Here is a 16,321-nt window from a genome sequence, read left to right as displayed (position 1 = left end):
TGGATAGAAAAAACGGCCTGATATCAGGCCGTTTTTTACTAATCATGACACGTTTGATAACTACTGCATTAAAACACGCTGATCCAGCATAGGCTCATACGTTTTAATGGCTTTTCCACTGGCTAACGTGATAATGCTATCTGCATGTCGTATCAGGCGGCTATCCTGTGAAGCGATGACAACCGTGCCTTTCTGTTCATGTGCAATAAACTTAAAGATGTTAATGAACGTCTGAAATGCTTGATGATCTAAATTACGTGTCGGATCATCGGCAAATAAATATTCAGGTCTTCTGGCTATGGCTTTTGCCATTGCAGCCAGTTGTTTCTCATTTTCAGACAGTTCCCTTGGGTAATAACGGCTTTTATCGCCTAATTTCACAATGTCCAACGATTTTTGTGCGATTTTTTCTGCTTGCTCACGAGGGAGCGATAATCCATAAGAAGTTGATAATAACAAGTTATCTAACAGCGTGAGGTCACTGAATAAATTGAAATCTTGGAAAATGAACCCACTATTCTCAGCATGGAATTTGCCTAATTCTATATCATCCATTAGTTTCAACTTGTTATTATTAATTAATACATCTCCTTGATCTGGTTGTAACATACCCGAAGTAATCGACAGTATTGTACGGTTAGTCGATGCTCTCGGCCCTGTTATCAAAGTAATTTCACCTGGTATAATAGAAAATGTGATATCTGAAATCATTTCATGATTAACTGTAGTATCAGTTAAACCATATGAAATATTGATAACCTCAATCGATTTAAATTGATTTAAGTTCATATTCTCAACACAATTAGGTTAAAAGATTAAAGCTTTTTCCTTAACATATGCTGTCTAAGTTTCTTCGCAATAACACTAATGTCCATCTGGTATTGTGCGAATAAAAATAGTCTATATGTGAAACATCTTCATTACTGATATGCTCATCTTATGTCAATTATTATTTACAATGACTATCTAATAAATGAGATATTTCTTAGTCTTAGAATAAAAAAATCAAGAATGTTAATTAATTATGCTTAAAAACAAGAACCAAACTAAATAAAAATAGCATAAATTCTTCTGTCTTTATTCCATTTTGATAATAAGGAAAAAAGTCATTTTATATTTCATTAATATTTTAATGTTTTCTTGGTATTACCTCCATGATTGTTTAAAATACCCAGAATATTTGTGGGTTTATTATTGTCTAATAAATTTTATATAAATAAATCAATAGGTCTGTTCATTAAATGACTTATTTCTCTGCAATTCAAGTCAAAATAGTAAAATTAAAGTATCAAAAAATATTATTATCACAATTTATTTTATTACCATTGTAAAAATAACTACACTAAACATTTAATTAAATGCTTATACAGAATAAACATAAGACAATAAAAGTTACAATGGATAATAAATTACTATCAATTAATCGTGATAATAATATAAGTGTAATCTATTTTATATATAAAGGTTAGTTACTCCATTAACATTTGTTGAACGAGTTCAACACAGTGCAGAAAACGTTGATCATAGTCTGGTGAATTGACACAAACATAGTCAATATTATTTTTCTTCAACAAACTTTCAAGTAAATCCTGAAATTCCTTGCGGTCCCGCTCACTGCCTAAACTTCTTAAGCCATCAGCTACCCACGGCGTATTGTTCTCTAAAAGAATAACTAAATCAAAGCGATACTCATCAATCATTGCCTGAACAAAAGGGTGTTCTTTTCCTTCATAACGTTTACAAAATGCCTGTGTTGTCACGAAATCCGTGTCAATAAAAACCGCTTTGTTAGCATATTTAACTGAAAAATCGATATATTGAGCATGACCTAGTGCAATTTTGTCGTAATCTGAGTATTGCAAGGCCATTTCATCGCCGCCCAGATGAGAAAATACATATTCTCGCCCGTATTCCCATGCGCTGGTGGTGTTAAACATATTGGCAAGTTTGTTCACCAACGTAGACTTTCCGCTTGATTCACCGCCAAGAATGGCAACTTTACGTACAAAGAAAGGTTTCACTTCGGTAGGAATGTACTCCCAATAGCGGAAAGGGGCCTGACGAATTTGGCTGCCGCTGATATTCATGAAAGAGCGCTGTGGGTCAATAAGTACGGTTTCAATGCCGAAATGTTCTTTATAACGGGAAACATCCTGTGCTTCACTGGAGTAGATGTATTCAGGCGTGATCCCTTTTGCTGACATAAATGCTTTCACGCCCTTACTCCAGGTTTCCCAGCCATTTGGATAGGGTTCCATGCCTTGTTCATCAAACGCGTGAATATGAATATTCTTTTGGTATTTGAATGTTTGCAGTAACCATCTCAAACGGTCACTGACCGTGGGTTGCTGGGACATTGAACTGTTGATGAATAGCTCACGATCACGTACTTCGTCATAGCAAAGTACGACGTGCAATTCATCAATTTGGCTGGATGCCCTTTGAATCAAATAAATGTGTCCCGTATGTAACGGGTAAAATTTACCAAACACGACGCCGATTGTTTTCTTTTCCATGGGATACGCCAATCCTAGATATTGATGAAGAGAAGCCAGTTTCTGTGCACTGGGACTCTTTATTTTGTCGTTAATGAGTTGGCTAAGGTAGCCTTTTGTCATACCACTGGCATCAGCAACTTGCTGTAACGTGTAACTAGCTTGTTTAATAGCCTCTTTCAAGTAGTCAAATTGTCTCATATAACCTCCCTTTGCGTTTAGTATACTAAACAAAATAGCATACTCGTCGTGAAAGGTAAAAGCAAAATGAGTGGCTTATTGAGGCTTTGGGATGAAACGCTGCTATTTCAACAACTGTAAGTGTTTAAAATTGAATAATCAAATATAGGTATAAAATTAAAAAATCAAATACTAAATTATTGGGTGATTCGTAAAATCAGTGGCAATGAGGATTGTGGAACTTTTATTGAATAGGGTTAGTCATTATACTAATAGCTATATATTAATTTATATAACCGTATGTAAGTCAAATTTCGTCATGCTCTTATGAAGAATAAACCATAGTATTCAGTAAAAGTATAGGAGTTTGATACTATAATCTTCAATAAATTGATTTTTTATCTAAATAGAGTGAATAAAAATTTATTCTGAAATTTTGTTATTTCGCTTATGTTAATTAGGAATAATCTGAGTTTTTGGGTTTCGTATTAAAATACGAAAAACTTAAATGGATGAGGAAAGAATGCTAATTTTATTGCCTGCCTTATTTAATATGTGACGGCAGGCAATATATATTATAGATAATTAGGAAAAATACCTAGATCTAAAATGAACGAAAGATTGTTTAATTATCCAGATCATCTAAAACTGATAACGCATCAGCCAGTTTTTTGACACCGAATACTTTCATGTCCGGTAATGACTTTTTCGGCATATTAGCGTGGGGAACAATTGCACGTTTAAATCCGTGCTTGGCTGCCTCTGAAATACGCTCCTGACCACTGGGAACGGGGCGTATTTCACCCGCCAGACCAACTTCACCAAATACCACGAGATCACGGGGTAAAGGACGATCACGGAAACTGGACACTAAAGAGAGCAGCAACGCAAGGTCAGCACTCGTTTCCGTCACTTTCACACCGCCCACGACGTTAACAAAAACATCCTGATCAGCCATTTGCAAACCACCGTGCCGATGCAGGACCGCCAGCAGAATAGCCAGCCTATTTTGCTCAAGTCCTACTGCTACACGACGTGGGTTTGACATCATGGAGTGGTCAACCAGCGCCTGAATTTCAACCAGCAAAGGGCGGGTACCTTCCCACACAATCATGACGGAGCTGCCTGAAGTGATCTCATCGCCACGACTCAGGAAAATAGCGGAAGGGTTACTCACTTCCCTCAATCCTTGTTCGGTCATCGCGAACACACCCAGTTCATTGACGGCACCAAAACGGTTTTTATGGCTTCGCAGGGTACGAAAACGGGAATCTGCTTCGCCATCAAGCATCACGGAACAGTCTATACAGTGTTCAAGTACTTTGGGGCCAGCCAAAGAACCATCTTTTGTTACATGCCCAACCATGATAATGGCAACGCCCCGGGTTTTGGCGAATCGGGTCAGGTAAGCCGCAGTTTCCCTCACTTGGGCTACGCTACCCGGTGAAGACTGAATATCTGCCATGTGCATAACCTGAATTGAGTCTATTACCATGAGCCGGGGCTGTTCTTGTTCTGCAATCAGGCAAATCTGCTCAATGCTGGTTTCTGACAGCATGTTCAGTTTATCAGTCGGCAATCCCAGACGATGTGCCCGCATTGCCACCTGTTGTAATGATTCTTCCCCTGTTACATACAAGGTTTTCATCTGTGCCGATAATTGACACATGGTTTGTAAGAGCAGGGTACTTTTCCCCGCTCCGGGATTACCACCAATCAAAATAGCACTGCCGGGAACCACGCCACCGCCGAGAACACGATCAAATTCTTTAAATCCGGTTGAAAAACGGGGGAGTTCTTCCAGACTGATATCTGAAAGTTTTTGTACTTTACTGATGCCCGTATCTCCGGCATAACCGCTGAAACGTTCAGTGCGGGAAGAGGAAGCGGCGGCTAAGCGCACTTCCGTAATCGTATTCCATGCGTGGCATGCGGTACATTGCCCCTGCCAGCGGGGATAATCCGCGCCACATTCGTTACAGACGAATGCCCGTTTTGCTGCTTTTGCCACTCTATGCTCCCTTAATATGGTGATTGCTGGCTGCTAACATTAGCGTTCTTCGTGCTTCAGGCCGCCACTCAATACACACAAAACACCCATCAAATCTGCATGGCGGATCGCAACTTTAGCCTGTGCATACACTTTAGATTTGGCATGATAGGCAATTCCCAATCCTGCTTTGCGGATCATTTTCAGATCATTGGCACCATCCCCAATCGCAACAGTTTGACTGAGGGGAATATCCAGCTCTTTTGTCAGCCTTATCAGGGTCGTTGCCTTGTATTTTGCATCGACAATCGGCCCTTTGACTTTACCGGTCAGTTTGCCATCTCTGATCTCAAGTTGATTGGCGACAGCCGCAAACAGGCGCAGTTGCTGGCGAAGGTTATCGGCAAAGAAAGTAAAACCACCGGAAGCGATAGCGACATGCCAATCCAATGATTGTAACTTGCGGACAAGGCTGGTCAGCCCGGGCATAAGAGGAAGTGTATCCATCACTTGCTGTAAGATTGATACATCAGCTCCTGCCAGTTGGGCAACTCGCTCTCGCAGGCTTTCTGAAAAATCCAGTTCACCCTGCATGGCCCGTTCTGTAATTGCCGCCACTTTATCGCCAACTCCCGCCAGACGGGCAATTTCATCTATACATTCGATTTGGATAGCGGTCGAATCCATATCCATCACCAACAAGCCGGGTGAGCGCAGGCGAGGGATTTGGCCCAGCGGAACAACATCCAGACGGCACTCATCCGCCAATCGTTTAATGCGGGGTGAAAGACTGCCGGCAATACGAACAACTTGATAATCATCAATACGCCATGAAGATACCACCACAATAGCGACTCCAAGCCGGTGCTGAAAATCGCTGATACGTTGTTTATTCAAACCTCGTCCATACAGCAACCAGCCGCTGTCTCCTGCTCGGTAATCCAGAGGCATAACCTCATCACCACTAAGGGATAGCGGTAACCCCGGCCATTTATGGATCTCATCCGGTAAGTAACGATAGGCCAGATTATTAGACATGAACTTCGACTCCTGTAATTCCATGCAATTTTGGCAAGCGAAAAATGCTTTTCAAACTATCCTATCAGTACAGCATCTGGCAACATGTGCTTTCCGATCATGGGATGGGATAACGATGATTAAAGCAAAGCTAAAATTTCGACTGCACAAGACGGCGATTATTTTAATATGTATAGCACTGTTGGTTCTGCTGATGCAGGGTGTTTCCTATTTCAGTCGCTCCCAACAGCAGGCCCATATGGATCAGTTTGAGGATTTGGCGAAAACATTGGCAAAACAGGTCGCATTCAGCTTGGCTGATTATATGGAGAATGGTAGCAAAGATCTTAATAATAAAAAGATTGTCGATAATCTGGATTACTTGACCAGCAACAGCCGCATTCTGGATGCCAGTGTTTATCTGGAGAATGGAACGCAGATTGCACGCAGTGGTGAGCCAGTTTCTGTCCGTGAACGATTGGCGCTGGAAGGTAAAAAATCCAGCAGCTATTTCAATCAGCAAATCGTTGTCCCTATACCGGGGAAAGATTCTCCGCGGGGTTTTCTTCGCCTGACACTGGATATCCATAGATTGGCAACAGAAGCCAAGCAGGTCGATAACACCACTAACTTACTTCGGATCATGCTCCTGCTGGCTTTGGCGATAGGCTTTATTCTGGCCCATAATTTACTGCAACTGGCACCCAGCCGTTGGCAACAGTCTCCTTATCTTCTGACTGCGAATACCAAATCAACGGATGAAGAAAACGATGAGAACGGCTCTCCCCGTTAACCGGTTTTGATATCGAAACTTATTGGTGTCACCATTTCCACCACGCCTCCGTCGAGCAGTTCATGCGGAGGTACAGGAAATGGTGCTGCACGTCTGACTGTCGCCAGCGCCTCTTTATCAAGGAGTTTTGTTCCTGATGAAGTCAGGATATTGGCTTGAACGATTTCACCTTTGCTATTGATCCTAACCAACACATGGCTGACCCCGCTGGATTGGAAGCGCATGGCTTCTCTGGGATAGCGCTTATATTTCACCAAATGTCCGTGAATGAGGCTCTCCCATCCTTCCCGTCCACTGATGGCAATGGAGGCTGAACTGGAAAAATTCGCGCTATTGCTGGCGGCATCACCGGAGATGGGGGCTGATGAAGTGTCAGAAACCGGCTGGTTTTCTGGTGTCTTGACATCAACAAGGGGGGTATTTATTGATTCTTTTCTGGCTTTTTTTTCCGGTGCATAGGCAAGTTTGCCTTGATCAATCACTGGAAGTTTTATTTTTTCAGGTTGTTTTACGGGGGATTCAATTTGTGTTGCTTCCTGTGCCGACATAATGCGCTCAGGCCCTTCAGCCTGATTAGGATTGGCTTGTTTTTCCAGCTGGTACGTGCCAAGTTGCAGCGTTATTGCAGGGGGGAGAGTGCCACTTTGGTGGGATGAGTTAACAAACCAATCAACACCCATCAGGATCAAAATCAGATGAAACAACACACTGAGTATTATTCCTCTTGGTGAAAAACTGCCCGCCGGGCTTATCATGGGGTGAAATAGATTATTTGTCATACTGCTCACAACACTTTCCCCATAACACTGCCTCCATGACAATTCTCTTGTAACATTTTGCCTCAGATATTTCTTTCTGAAGAATTATAGGCATAATGCCGATGAGAATGATATTGAATCTTATAATAATTACCGTGATTATACCCAAAAGACTTTGAGTTTTGATTTCAACACCAATAAATAATGTCCATAGATAAGTCGCTGACACATAAAGTCAGTCACGCATACCGATTGACCTATAAACAACTTATGCGTTTTTTCCATAAACGGGTTGAAAACAGTAGTGACGCCAGCGATCTGTCACACGATGTCTTTACCCTATGGCTCAATCGAAAAAAACAGACTCCTGTGCGGGAATCCCGCGCCTTTTTGTTCAAAATTGCCAACAATGTTCTGATTGATCATTGGCGCAATAAACAGAAACAGCAGGCTATTCAGGAAGAAGATAACGACATGGCGGCTTTGCAGGTTTCCATTACGCACGCTGATCCGTCAGAAATTATAGAACAGCAACAACGGCTCCAGCGTTTGTATGATGCTATCAAAACGTTGCCACCTCGCCGCCGTGAGGCGTTTTTAATGTACCGTTTCGAAGGGCTGTCTCAAAACGAAATAGCAGAAAGAATGGGGATCACCCTTAGCATGGTGGAGAAACATATTGCCAGCGCATTAGTACATTGCAAAAACTATGTTGATTACAAAGGAGAAAATCAATAATGAGCCAGCCGCCTGAGAACATGATGGATGATAATTCATCAGGCAGTATCGATGAGCAGGCTGCCTTATGGTTTATCCGCCAGCGCGGGCAATCGTTATCTGAGCAACAAAAGCGGGTATTTCAAGAATGGTTGTCTGCTTCGCCTGAACATCAAGCGGCTTACCAGAATATAGCCCAGATTTGGCGAGACTGTGATCTCATTCCCAAACCTGAATTTTCTCCTACTCCCAAAGAACGTCTGTTTTCATGGTGGCGTCCCATTGGGCACACTGTGGCAAGCTTGTTTTTACTGGCCGCTTTGTTGCTACCTTATAGTCAGCTACCTGCAATGCTGATGGATAATATGACGCTGGCCACGAATGCCCAATCCAAGAAAATGATTTTACCGGATGGCTCTGAGGTTTTTCTGAACCAACATTCACAATTACGGGTGGCATACCGGAAAGAACAGCGGCAAGTGTGGTTGGATAGTGGAGAAGCTTATTTCAAAGTGACTTCAAACCTTTATCGCCCCTTTTATGTCAATGCCGGTGGGCGTGAAATAAAAGTCGTTGGCACGGAGTTTGATATTCGCCGGAAAGGAGAATTTGTTGCCGTTGCTGTCCGGCAGGGGATTGTTGCCGTTAAAGCCCATCCTGATGCCAAGGAAGCGTATCTCCATGCTGGCGATACGGCCCGCAGCCTTGCACTGACCAAACCTCTTATCTTAGGTCACTCATCCATTGACGAAATTGGCGGCTGGCGTTATGGGCAGCTCCGTTTCCACAATCGGCCATTGTCTGATCTGTTGGCCGAACTGAAACATTATTATCCCGCCAGTGTTGAATTTACTGATCCGAAGCTGGCCCAGTTAAAGGTTTCAGGAACCATTAATCTCAGCCAGCCTGAACAGTTTTTTGAAGCGCTTCCTGTGTTATTGCCTGTCAATGTCACCTTTCGTGATAAAAATAACATCGTAATATCAACAAGAAAGTAAAAAGATGATAAAAATTATTTTTTGCAGGTGAGGATTATTCTCATTTTCGCCTCTTCCTTAATGACTTCCTTTTTATTGGCAAGAAATTTCAGGAATTGAGACAAAAATGACTGATAACAAAACACAGCTTACCCATCGGTTGACTTCGGCACTGATTATCAGTGCTTCCTTATCTGGCCTGCCCGCATGGGCAGATGAACTGCCACTTTCATTGCCTGAACAACCGTTGGCTAATGCGGTTGCATCCATTGCACGGCAGGGAAAATTGCAAATTCTCTATGATGCTTCAGCTATGGCAAACCTGCGTGCGCCGGCATTGCATGGACAATACTCAGCGCAGACAGCACTGCAAAAACTCTTGATCGGAAGTGGATTAGAACTGATTCCACAGGGAGAGGGATATATCATCCACGCTCAGGCTGTGAGCGCCAATAGCCTGATGATCCCGGAAACCAACGTGACTGGTATCATTAAATATCACCCTATTAATGATACAGTTTCCGCCCCTCAATTCATTGGTTCAGAAGAGATCCGTCAACGTTCAACCGGTGAAGGAAATGTGACTGAATTACTGAAAAGTAATCCCGCAGTGCAATTCTCCAATAATGACAGCACTTCTATGAACCAAGGGGAAATTAAACCTTCCCGTATTTCAATTCACGGGGCAAGCAGTTACCAGAATGCTTATAAACTGGATGGCGTTAGCTTCAATAACGATATCGATCCTTCCAGTGCCGGGAATGGTGAAATATTGACTCGCATTGATAGCGATGAACAAGGGATGTATGTCGATAGTCGCCTGATAGACAGCGTGACCGTTTATGACAATAACATTCCGGTGGAATACGGCGGATTTACTGGCGGTACGGTTGATATCACAAGCCGTCGCTGGCAGGGAGAAAACAGTGCTCATCTTTTCTACCGTCAGACAAAATCGGGCTGGAACAAAATTTTTCTCGATCCTGAGCTAGATTTCGACACCAGTAAAAACGATACCAGTAACCCCGCGCGTTTCCAGAACAGGTATGACAAAAAGAACTTTGGCGGCTGGTTTGAAGCGGGTATTACCGATAATACAGGGATTGTATTTTCTGCATCCCGCCGGACATCGGATATTCCTATGTTCACCACGGGGGGCGGCGGGATCATCATCAACGGTGAAGATCAATTAGAACATATTGAACAAGCACTGGGAAACCGCAACCAGCAACGCACATCTGATAACTTTTTCCTGAAATATTCATGGAATATCAGCGAAAAATCGTCACTGGATCTTTCTGCCAACTACTCTGATTACAGCAGCCATCTCTTTTCCAGCGCTGTGCTCAACTCCGGTTATGACAATGATCACAAGGGCATCAATTTTACGGCCTCGTTTAAGCATCAATTCCGGTTTGCCGAACTGGATCTGACAGCCAGCTATCAGCATTTACAAGATAAACGAACAAGTGATCAAAAAGATTATATTGAATTAATGGATTTCACTGGCGGGTGGAACAACCCCCTATATTTGAAAAATGGCGGTCAGGGCGACCTGAAAACTGAGCAAGAAAGCAAGATGGCTAAAGGTGTCCTGCGTTTCAACCCTGTTGATGTGTTTGGTATACGCCACAGTGCTACCGCAGGATTTGAAATCAACAACACGGAAGGCCGCTACAAACGTGATGAGGATTATTACCGTTATCGTTTTACGGGTTATGCACAAAATGAACAAGAATGGTCTGGTAACTTAATGAATGTAACCCGTTTTAGGGCGGGAACCCACAGTGCGAATTACACCAGCTATGCCCTGTTCATCGATAACAACATGGAATATGGCCGCCTGACGGTACGTCCCGGCGTCCGTTTGGATCGCGATGATTTTGTCGGCAAGAACAACCTCGCTCCCCGCCTGACTTCCCAATATGATCTGTTTGGGACAGGGGATACTTTGTTGATCGCAGGGGCTAACCGCTATTATGGCCGCTCCATGCTGACTTATGCTCTGTATGGGGCACAAAATGCCGGTATGCAGAACTGCAATTTTGGATGTGATACCAACCCCAATAAAAACGATTGGGAAGATGCCAGAGATTTTGAAGGATTGGATTCCCTTTCCACTCCTTACAATGATGAACTGAGTTTTGCCATCCAGCAGCAAATCCTTTCTACCACTTGGCGTCTGCAATATGTGCACCGTGAAGGCTATGATGAAGTGCGCAGCCGAACTAAATACCCAGAAAGCAGAAGAGGCTCGGATCAATCGAAAATCCGTACCTTTGACAATGGTGGCCGCAGTTCACACGATACAGTGACGCTTTCCATGCAAAACACCCAGCCGTGGGAATGGGCGCAGGCTTCTCATGTATTGACGTCATCCGTTTCATGGCAGCAGAGCAAAAGTAACACACCGAAAGATCAGGGCTATGCTTTCTTTGATCCGGCAACCAAACTGAATTCAGATAAAGTGTGGTATGACGGTAAAGTGATCGATGCCAGCAAACTTCCTTCCACCAACTTCAACTCACCACTGAAATTCAACCTTGAACTGACCAGTGTCTGGGATGAATACAACACAACATGGTTTAACCGGTTGCAATGGCATGGCCCACGTAATCAGGCTGTCCGTTACGATAACGACTACTACTTCGATGCCGAATACGGACAAGTAAGAAAATATGATAAGCAGCGTTTTTCCAGCCGATTCACATGGGATACCAAACTGACTTGGCAACCTGAGTTTGCCTATGGCGTTGGCATTTCTGTTGAAGTCAACAACGTCCTGAATACCCGCAATGTGTCGGATAAATTTATCAATGACAACAAGGTATTCAAGTCTTATGAGCCAGGCCGCCAGTTTTGGCTGCAACTCACTTATGACCTGTAACTGTGACCAGTAATAATGGCACCATAAAAAAATAACAATGAAAACAATAAATCAATTCATCTATTTGGTAAAACCATTCTGGGGGCGGCGTGCCGCCCTGTTTTCCTGGATTCTGTTGGCATTGTCCTTAACACTGACTCTCTCTTCTGTCTGGTTCAACGTTAAGATGAACATGTGGAACGGTGATTTTTATAACGCTCTGCAAAGGTTGGATGGACAAGCGCTTTACCAATTGCTGCAATATTTTGTTCTGTTGGTGAGTGGCTTGATTCTGGCGGTTGTCATGGGGGATTACCTGAAACAAAAGCTCATCATTCGCTGGCGTGAAGGCATGACAGAGCAAATCCAGCAACGCTGGTTATCCGTTAACAGCAAACATTACACATTGAAACTGACTTCCCAGGAGCCGGATAACCCAGACCAACGTATTGCAGAAGATGTACGCCTGCTTGTTGAATCTACCCTGCGTTTGTCGATTACTTTCCTGCATTCCGTGCTGACCTTGATTTCATTTGCCGCGATCTTATGGACACTTTCCGGCAGCTTTGCTTTTTCATTGGCAGGCCATGACTGGCGTCTCCCCGGTTATATGTTTTGGATTTGTATTGCCTATACCTTAGTGGGCATTGGCCTGACGCAATGGATAGGTTATCCGCTGCGTAAACTGAACATGGAAAAGCAACGCTGTGAAGCGGATTATCGTGCTGCGCTAATGAATCGCCGTCAGCACAGTGATGCTATCGCGGGGCAGCGGGGGGAGCTTCATGAACGCCACACTCTGATGGATAAATTCAAAGGTATTGCCCACAATTGGAACAATCTTATTCGCTATGAAAGAAATCTCTCCTTTTTCACCGTGGGTTATCAGCAGGTCACCGCATTGGCTCCCATTATTTTTTCCTTGCCTAAATTCCTTGCCGGAGAGCTTCTGTTGGGGGGATTGATGCAGCTACGCCAATCTTTCACCAGTGTTGCCAACTCACTTAGCTGGTTTATTTTTGCCTATAAAGAGATCGCGGCTTGGCAAGCAACGGTGACCCGGCTGTACAACTTTGTGATCTTACTGGAAAACGATACACCCCCCAGTGTTGAAGAGCCGACCGATCCGAACACATTGTTGTGTGCCAAATTGGATCTATTTACCGCAAACAGTGATCCGCTGTTAAGCGCATTTTCGATTCAGGCCCAATCGGGAAAATTAACACTGATTACTGGGCGTTCAGGCAGGGGGAAATCGACTTTGCTGCGTGCCCTGAGCGGTCATTGGCCCTATTATCTTGGAAAAATCCGGCGCCATACAGATGTATGCTGGTTGCCCCAGCGCCTCTATTTGCCCCATTCACGTCTTGATGAGCTACTTGCTTATCCATTGCAGTCAGTCATTTCAGCCTTGAAGAGCAACAAAATGCACTTTCGCTGGTGGGTCTGGAAAAACTTATTCACCAACTGACGCAGGAAAAAGAGTGGGGTAACTACTTATCGGGTGGAGAACAACAACGCCTGATGTTTGCCCGTCTGCTGTTGAATAAACCTAAATTGCTGCTGTTGGATGAAACATCCTCAGCATTGGATGAAGAAAGCGCCATTGCCATGATCAAACTGTTGAAAGTCCAACTGCCAGACAGCGCAATTGTTCTGGTCAGCCATCAATCTTTTCTTAACCTGTTGGCAGATAAATCAATTAATTTGGATGAAATGCCAATACAGGAAAAAACGTTATTACCTTACGAAGGAGTTCCGAGACATGTTTCGTAATTTACTGATAACTTCAATGAGCATTATGTTGCTGGTGGGATGTGCATCGTCAAATTCCCTCAAAGGCAATGTTGACGACGCCTTGCCCATGAGACCGGACATACAGCACTTCACATTGGATAATGGATTTAATGTCTATCTCTTGCCGCGATCTCAGAAAGGCGTTGAGTTACGCCTGCTGGTTAAGAGTGGTTCATTGCAGGAAAATGAAAAACAGCGCGGGCTTGCTCACGTCACAGAGCACATGGCCTTTAAAGGAACAACGCACTTTCCTTCTACTTCTAGTTTCACGTTATTGGAAAAGCAGGGGATTAAACTGGGTAGCCACATCAACGCGGCAACCAGCCTGAACTCCACGACTTATCGGCTATCTTTGCCTGATGCCGACAAAAAACAGATTGGCACTGCACTGGAAATTTTGTCGGATTGGGCTTCCGGGATCACTTTTGATGCCACAGCCTTTGACAAAGAGCGTCCGGTTATTGTCGAAGAGTGGCGTTTGCGCCAGGGAGTGGGCTTCCGTATCAACCATGCACTGGAAAAGCTCCGCTATCATGGCAGCCGTTACGCTGAGCGCGATCCGATTGGTTCACTGGATATTGTTCGCCATGCCCCCGTCAGCGAAGCCATTGATTACTATAAAACGTGGTATCAGCCACAACGCATGGTACTTGTGATCGTCGGAGATATTGATCGAAATGACATCATCGATCAAATCAAACAGCAATTTGCCTTTTCTGCGCCTTCAACGCCAGCCAATGATGATCCTCAGTGGAAAACTTTTACGTCTCAACGTGATTTACTGGTCAAAACCCTGTTTGATAAAGAACAGGGTTCTCGCATTATTCAATTCTCCCTTCAACGCTCACTTGATGCTCCTTTAAATACGGCAGCAAGCCAGTATGAAGACTTGTTGGATAACCTATGGCTGGCAATCTTAAACCAACGGTTGTCTATCATGGTTGATAATGGGCTATTACCTTCAGCAAGCATTAACTCTCAGGGAACAATGCTGGATGAAAATCGCCTGCAACAGTTGTTGATTGCGCATCCGGCGGGGAATGACTATTTGGGAACGACAGGGCAGGTCATGACTGAACTCCAGCGACTGGCAACGACTCCTGTCAAATCAGCCGAATTAGAGCAGGCAAGACAGGCGCTACTGACGCGTCTAAGTCAGCAGGCGGCGACAGAACAGCGTTATTCCCATGATTATTTGGCGAATCAGATAACGACGGCGCTTGAATATCAAATGCCTGTCCTGAACAAAAGACAGCAACTGAATATGAGCCATAACATGCTGAAAAACGTGACGCCTGACATGTTACAACAATATATGGCTAAAACGCTGGCACAATCTTCTGCCCGGCTGGCTTTGATTGGCCCAGATACTGATGCCCCGCAATTCAATTTGCAGGATTTTTCCCAGTTATGGCAACAGATTCGTCAGTCACAACCCGGAGAATTTCATTTAAAAATAAAAAAAATAGCGCTGGATATAACACCTCCGACGTCAGGGAAAATTATCAACACCATCGCGTTACCCTTAAAAAACAGTGAAGAGTGGACACTGAGTAATAACATTAAAGTGATTGTCAAAGCCGATAACTCACTTAAAGATGGTATTCAGGTGTCATTGCGTATCCCCGGAGGGCGTTCACTGGAAAATCACCAGAATAGTGGTGTTGTTGACTGGGCGTTGAAACTGCCGGAAAGCAGCGGATATGGTTCATTCAATGCAAGAGAACTGGCTCAGTTTTCCAAGCAACATGCTTTGGTATTGCGGCCTTACAGTGAGTTGTTGTTCCACGGTTATCGGGGACAGGCTCCGGTTGGTGAAATAGAAAACCTGTTTAAGATCATGCACTTGAAAATCATGGAGCCGCAATTTAGCGGACAAAAACTGCAACAGCAGCAGCGTGTTTTGATGGGATTAAGCAAGGTTCCTGTTGAACGCCAGTTTCTCGATCATATCAATCGAGAAAGCTATCAGAATAGCCACCTTCTGGTGCTTGAAGCGGATGGAGCATGGCGGAATTTCACAGCACAGCAATTGCAACAAACGAACCGCCAATTGTTGAATTCTCCGCAAAATATGACCTTAGTCATTTCAGGCGCGATGAACCGCAATCAATTGAAACCAACCCTTGAGCGCTGGATAGCGAGTTTGTCAGGCTCAGGGCAAAACCTACACTGGCGTGATCAGGGCATTGCTCCACGAATGCAACCCATGCAGCATACTTACCCGATTGCCAGCAGCGACAAGAGAATGATCAGTATCCAATACGCTTCATCTGCCATTTGGTCACAAAAAGAGATGCTTGCCCTACAGCTTTTGGATTCTATCATCAGTCAGAAGTTGCGTTTTGCCATGCGGGAGCAGGCTGGCGGCGTGTATGCGTTAGGTTTTTCACAAATGCTGGCAAAACTGCCATCGCCTTATTATTCCGCACGGTTAAATTTCACTTCCGCGCCTGAACGAGCTGACGAGATACCCCCGGCAAAGAAAGTTATGCCTTAAGAGTGTTCAGCCCCTTTTCAACGAATTGCCCCCAATAGGGGGCGATGAATTAAAAAAACATTCTTTAATGTTCTTCATAAGTCGCCTTCCCATAATACCGCTTGAAGCAAATGGAATAGATCACACCATGCAGCAATGCAATGAGCACTGCGCCATAGAACACGATCGGTCTGTGGGACATGGCAACGTGTACAATCGGTAACTTGTCGAAGCGGAAGATGTACATGTGAA

At 44.0% G+C, this 16,321-nt stretch carries 10 protein-coding genes and 1 pseudogene; 6 read left to right on the top strand and 5 right to left on the bottom strand.

Annotated elements, in window-relative coordinates; translation table 11 throughout:
- Positions 1–60: 60 nt before the first annotated feature.
- From AAC854_RS00145 to serB, 4 genes are all read right to left on the bottom strand, one after another.
- Positions 61–789: an ATP-binding cassette domain-containing protein gene (locus AAC854_RS00145; RefSeq protein WP_340615346.1), complete on the bottom strand. Its 729-nt coding sequence runs from the start codon at positions 787–789 to the stop codon at positions 61–63.
- Positions 790–1,469: 680 nt separating this feature from the next.
- Positions 1,470–2,696 (bottom strand): multifunctional transcriptional regulator/nicotinamide-nucleotide adenylyltransferase/ribosylnicotinamide kinase NadR, encoded by a 1,227-nt coding sequence (nadR, locus tag AAC854_RS00140; RefSeq protein ID WP_340615345.1) that lies wholly within the window; start codon positions 2,694–2,696, stop codon positions 1,470–1,472.
- Between the two features lie 604 nt (positions 2,697–3,300).
- The gene (gene radA / locus AAC854_RS00135) at positions 3,301–4,686 is read right to left on the bottom strand and encodes a DNA repair protein RadA (protein WP_340615344.1); all 1,386 of its coding nucleotides are present in this window, start codon (positions 4,684–4,686) and stop codon (positions 3,301–3,303) included.
- A gap of 39 nt (positions 4,687–4,725) precedes the next feature.
- The gene (serB, locus tag AAC854_RS00130) at positions 4,726–5,703 is read right to left on the bottom strand and encodes a phosphoserine phosphatase (RefSeq protein ID WP_340615343.1); all 978 of its coding nucleotides are present in this window, start codon (positions 5,701–5,703) and stop codon (positions 4,726–4,728) included.
- Positions 5,704–5,818: 115 nt separating this feature from the next.
- Between serB and AAC854_RS00125 the strand changes: the two genes are divergently transcribed.
- On the top strand, positions 5,819–6,475 hold the full coding sequence (locus tag AAC854_RS00125; protein WP_340615342.1) for a YtjB family periplasmic protein: 657 nt from the start codon (positions 5,819–5,821) through the stop codon (positions 6,473–6,475).
- On the opposite strand, the gene tolA is transcribed toward AAC854_RS00125, so the two are convergent.
- Complete coding sequence (tolA, locus tag AAC854_RS00120) at positions 6,472–7,254, bottom strand: cell envelope integrity protein TolA (protein WP_340615395.1); 783 nt, start codon at positions 7,252–7,254, stop codon at positions 6,472–6,474. The genes AAC854_RS00125 and tolA overlap by 4 nt on opposite strands.
- Positions 7,255–7,437: 183 nt before the next feature.
- On the opposite strand from tolA, the gene AAC854_RS00115 reads away from it, so the two are divergent.
- The 5 genes and pseudogenes from AAC854_RS00115 to AAC854_RS00095 all read left to right on the top strand — a co-directional run bounded on the left by AAC854_RS00115 (position 7,438) and on the right by AAC854_RS00095 (position 16,090).
- The gene (locus tag AAC854_RS00115) at positions 7,438–7,971 is read left to right on the top strand and encodes an RNA polymerase sigma factor (RefSeq protein WP_340615341.1); all 534 of its coding nucleotides are present in this window, start codon (positions 7,438–7,440) and stop codon (positions 7,969–7,971) included.
- A complete protein-coding gene (locus tag AAC854_RS00110) occupies positions 7,971–8,948 on the top strand; it encodes a FecR family protein (RefSeq protein WP_340615340.1) in 978 nt (325 codons plus the stop codon). Before AAC854_RS00115 ends, AAC854_RS00110 begins: the two co-directional genes overlap by 1 nt.
- Positions 8,949–9,054: 106 nt before the next feature.
- Complete coding sequence (locus tag AAC854_RS00105) at positions 9,055–11,814, top strand: secretin and TonB N-terminal domain-containing protein (protein WP_340615339.1); 2,760 nt, start codon at positions 9,055–9,057, stop codon at positions 11,812–11,814.
- 37 nt (positions 11,815–11,851) lie between these two features.
- Positions 11,852–13,569, top strand: a pseudogene (locus tag AAC854_RS00100) (ABC transporter ATP-binding protein/permease).
- Positions 13,559–16,090 carry a M16 family metallopeptidase gene (locus AAC854_RS00095; protein ID WP_340615338.1) on the top strand — a complete coding sequence of 844 codons (2,532 nt, stop codon included), beginning with the start codon at positions 13,559–13,561 and terminating at the stop codon, positions 16,088–16,090. The pseudogene AAC854_RS00100 and the gene AAC854_RS00095 overlap by 11 nt, the downstream one beginning before the upstream one ends.
- Positions 16,091–16,321: the final 231 nt, after the last annotated feature.

The organism is Xenorhabdus entomophaga, from assembly GCF_037996725.1.
Lineage (GTDB): Bacteria > Pseudomonadota > Gammaproteobacteria > Enterobacterales > Enterobacteriaceae > Xenorhabdus > Xenorhabdus khoisanae.
This window is presented reverse-complemented; position numbering and strand designations above follow the sequence as displayed.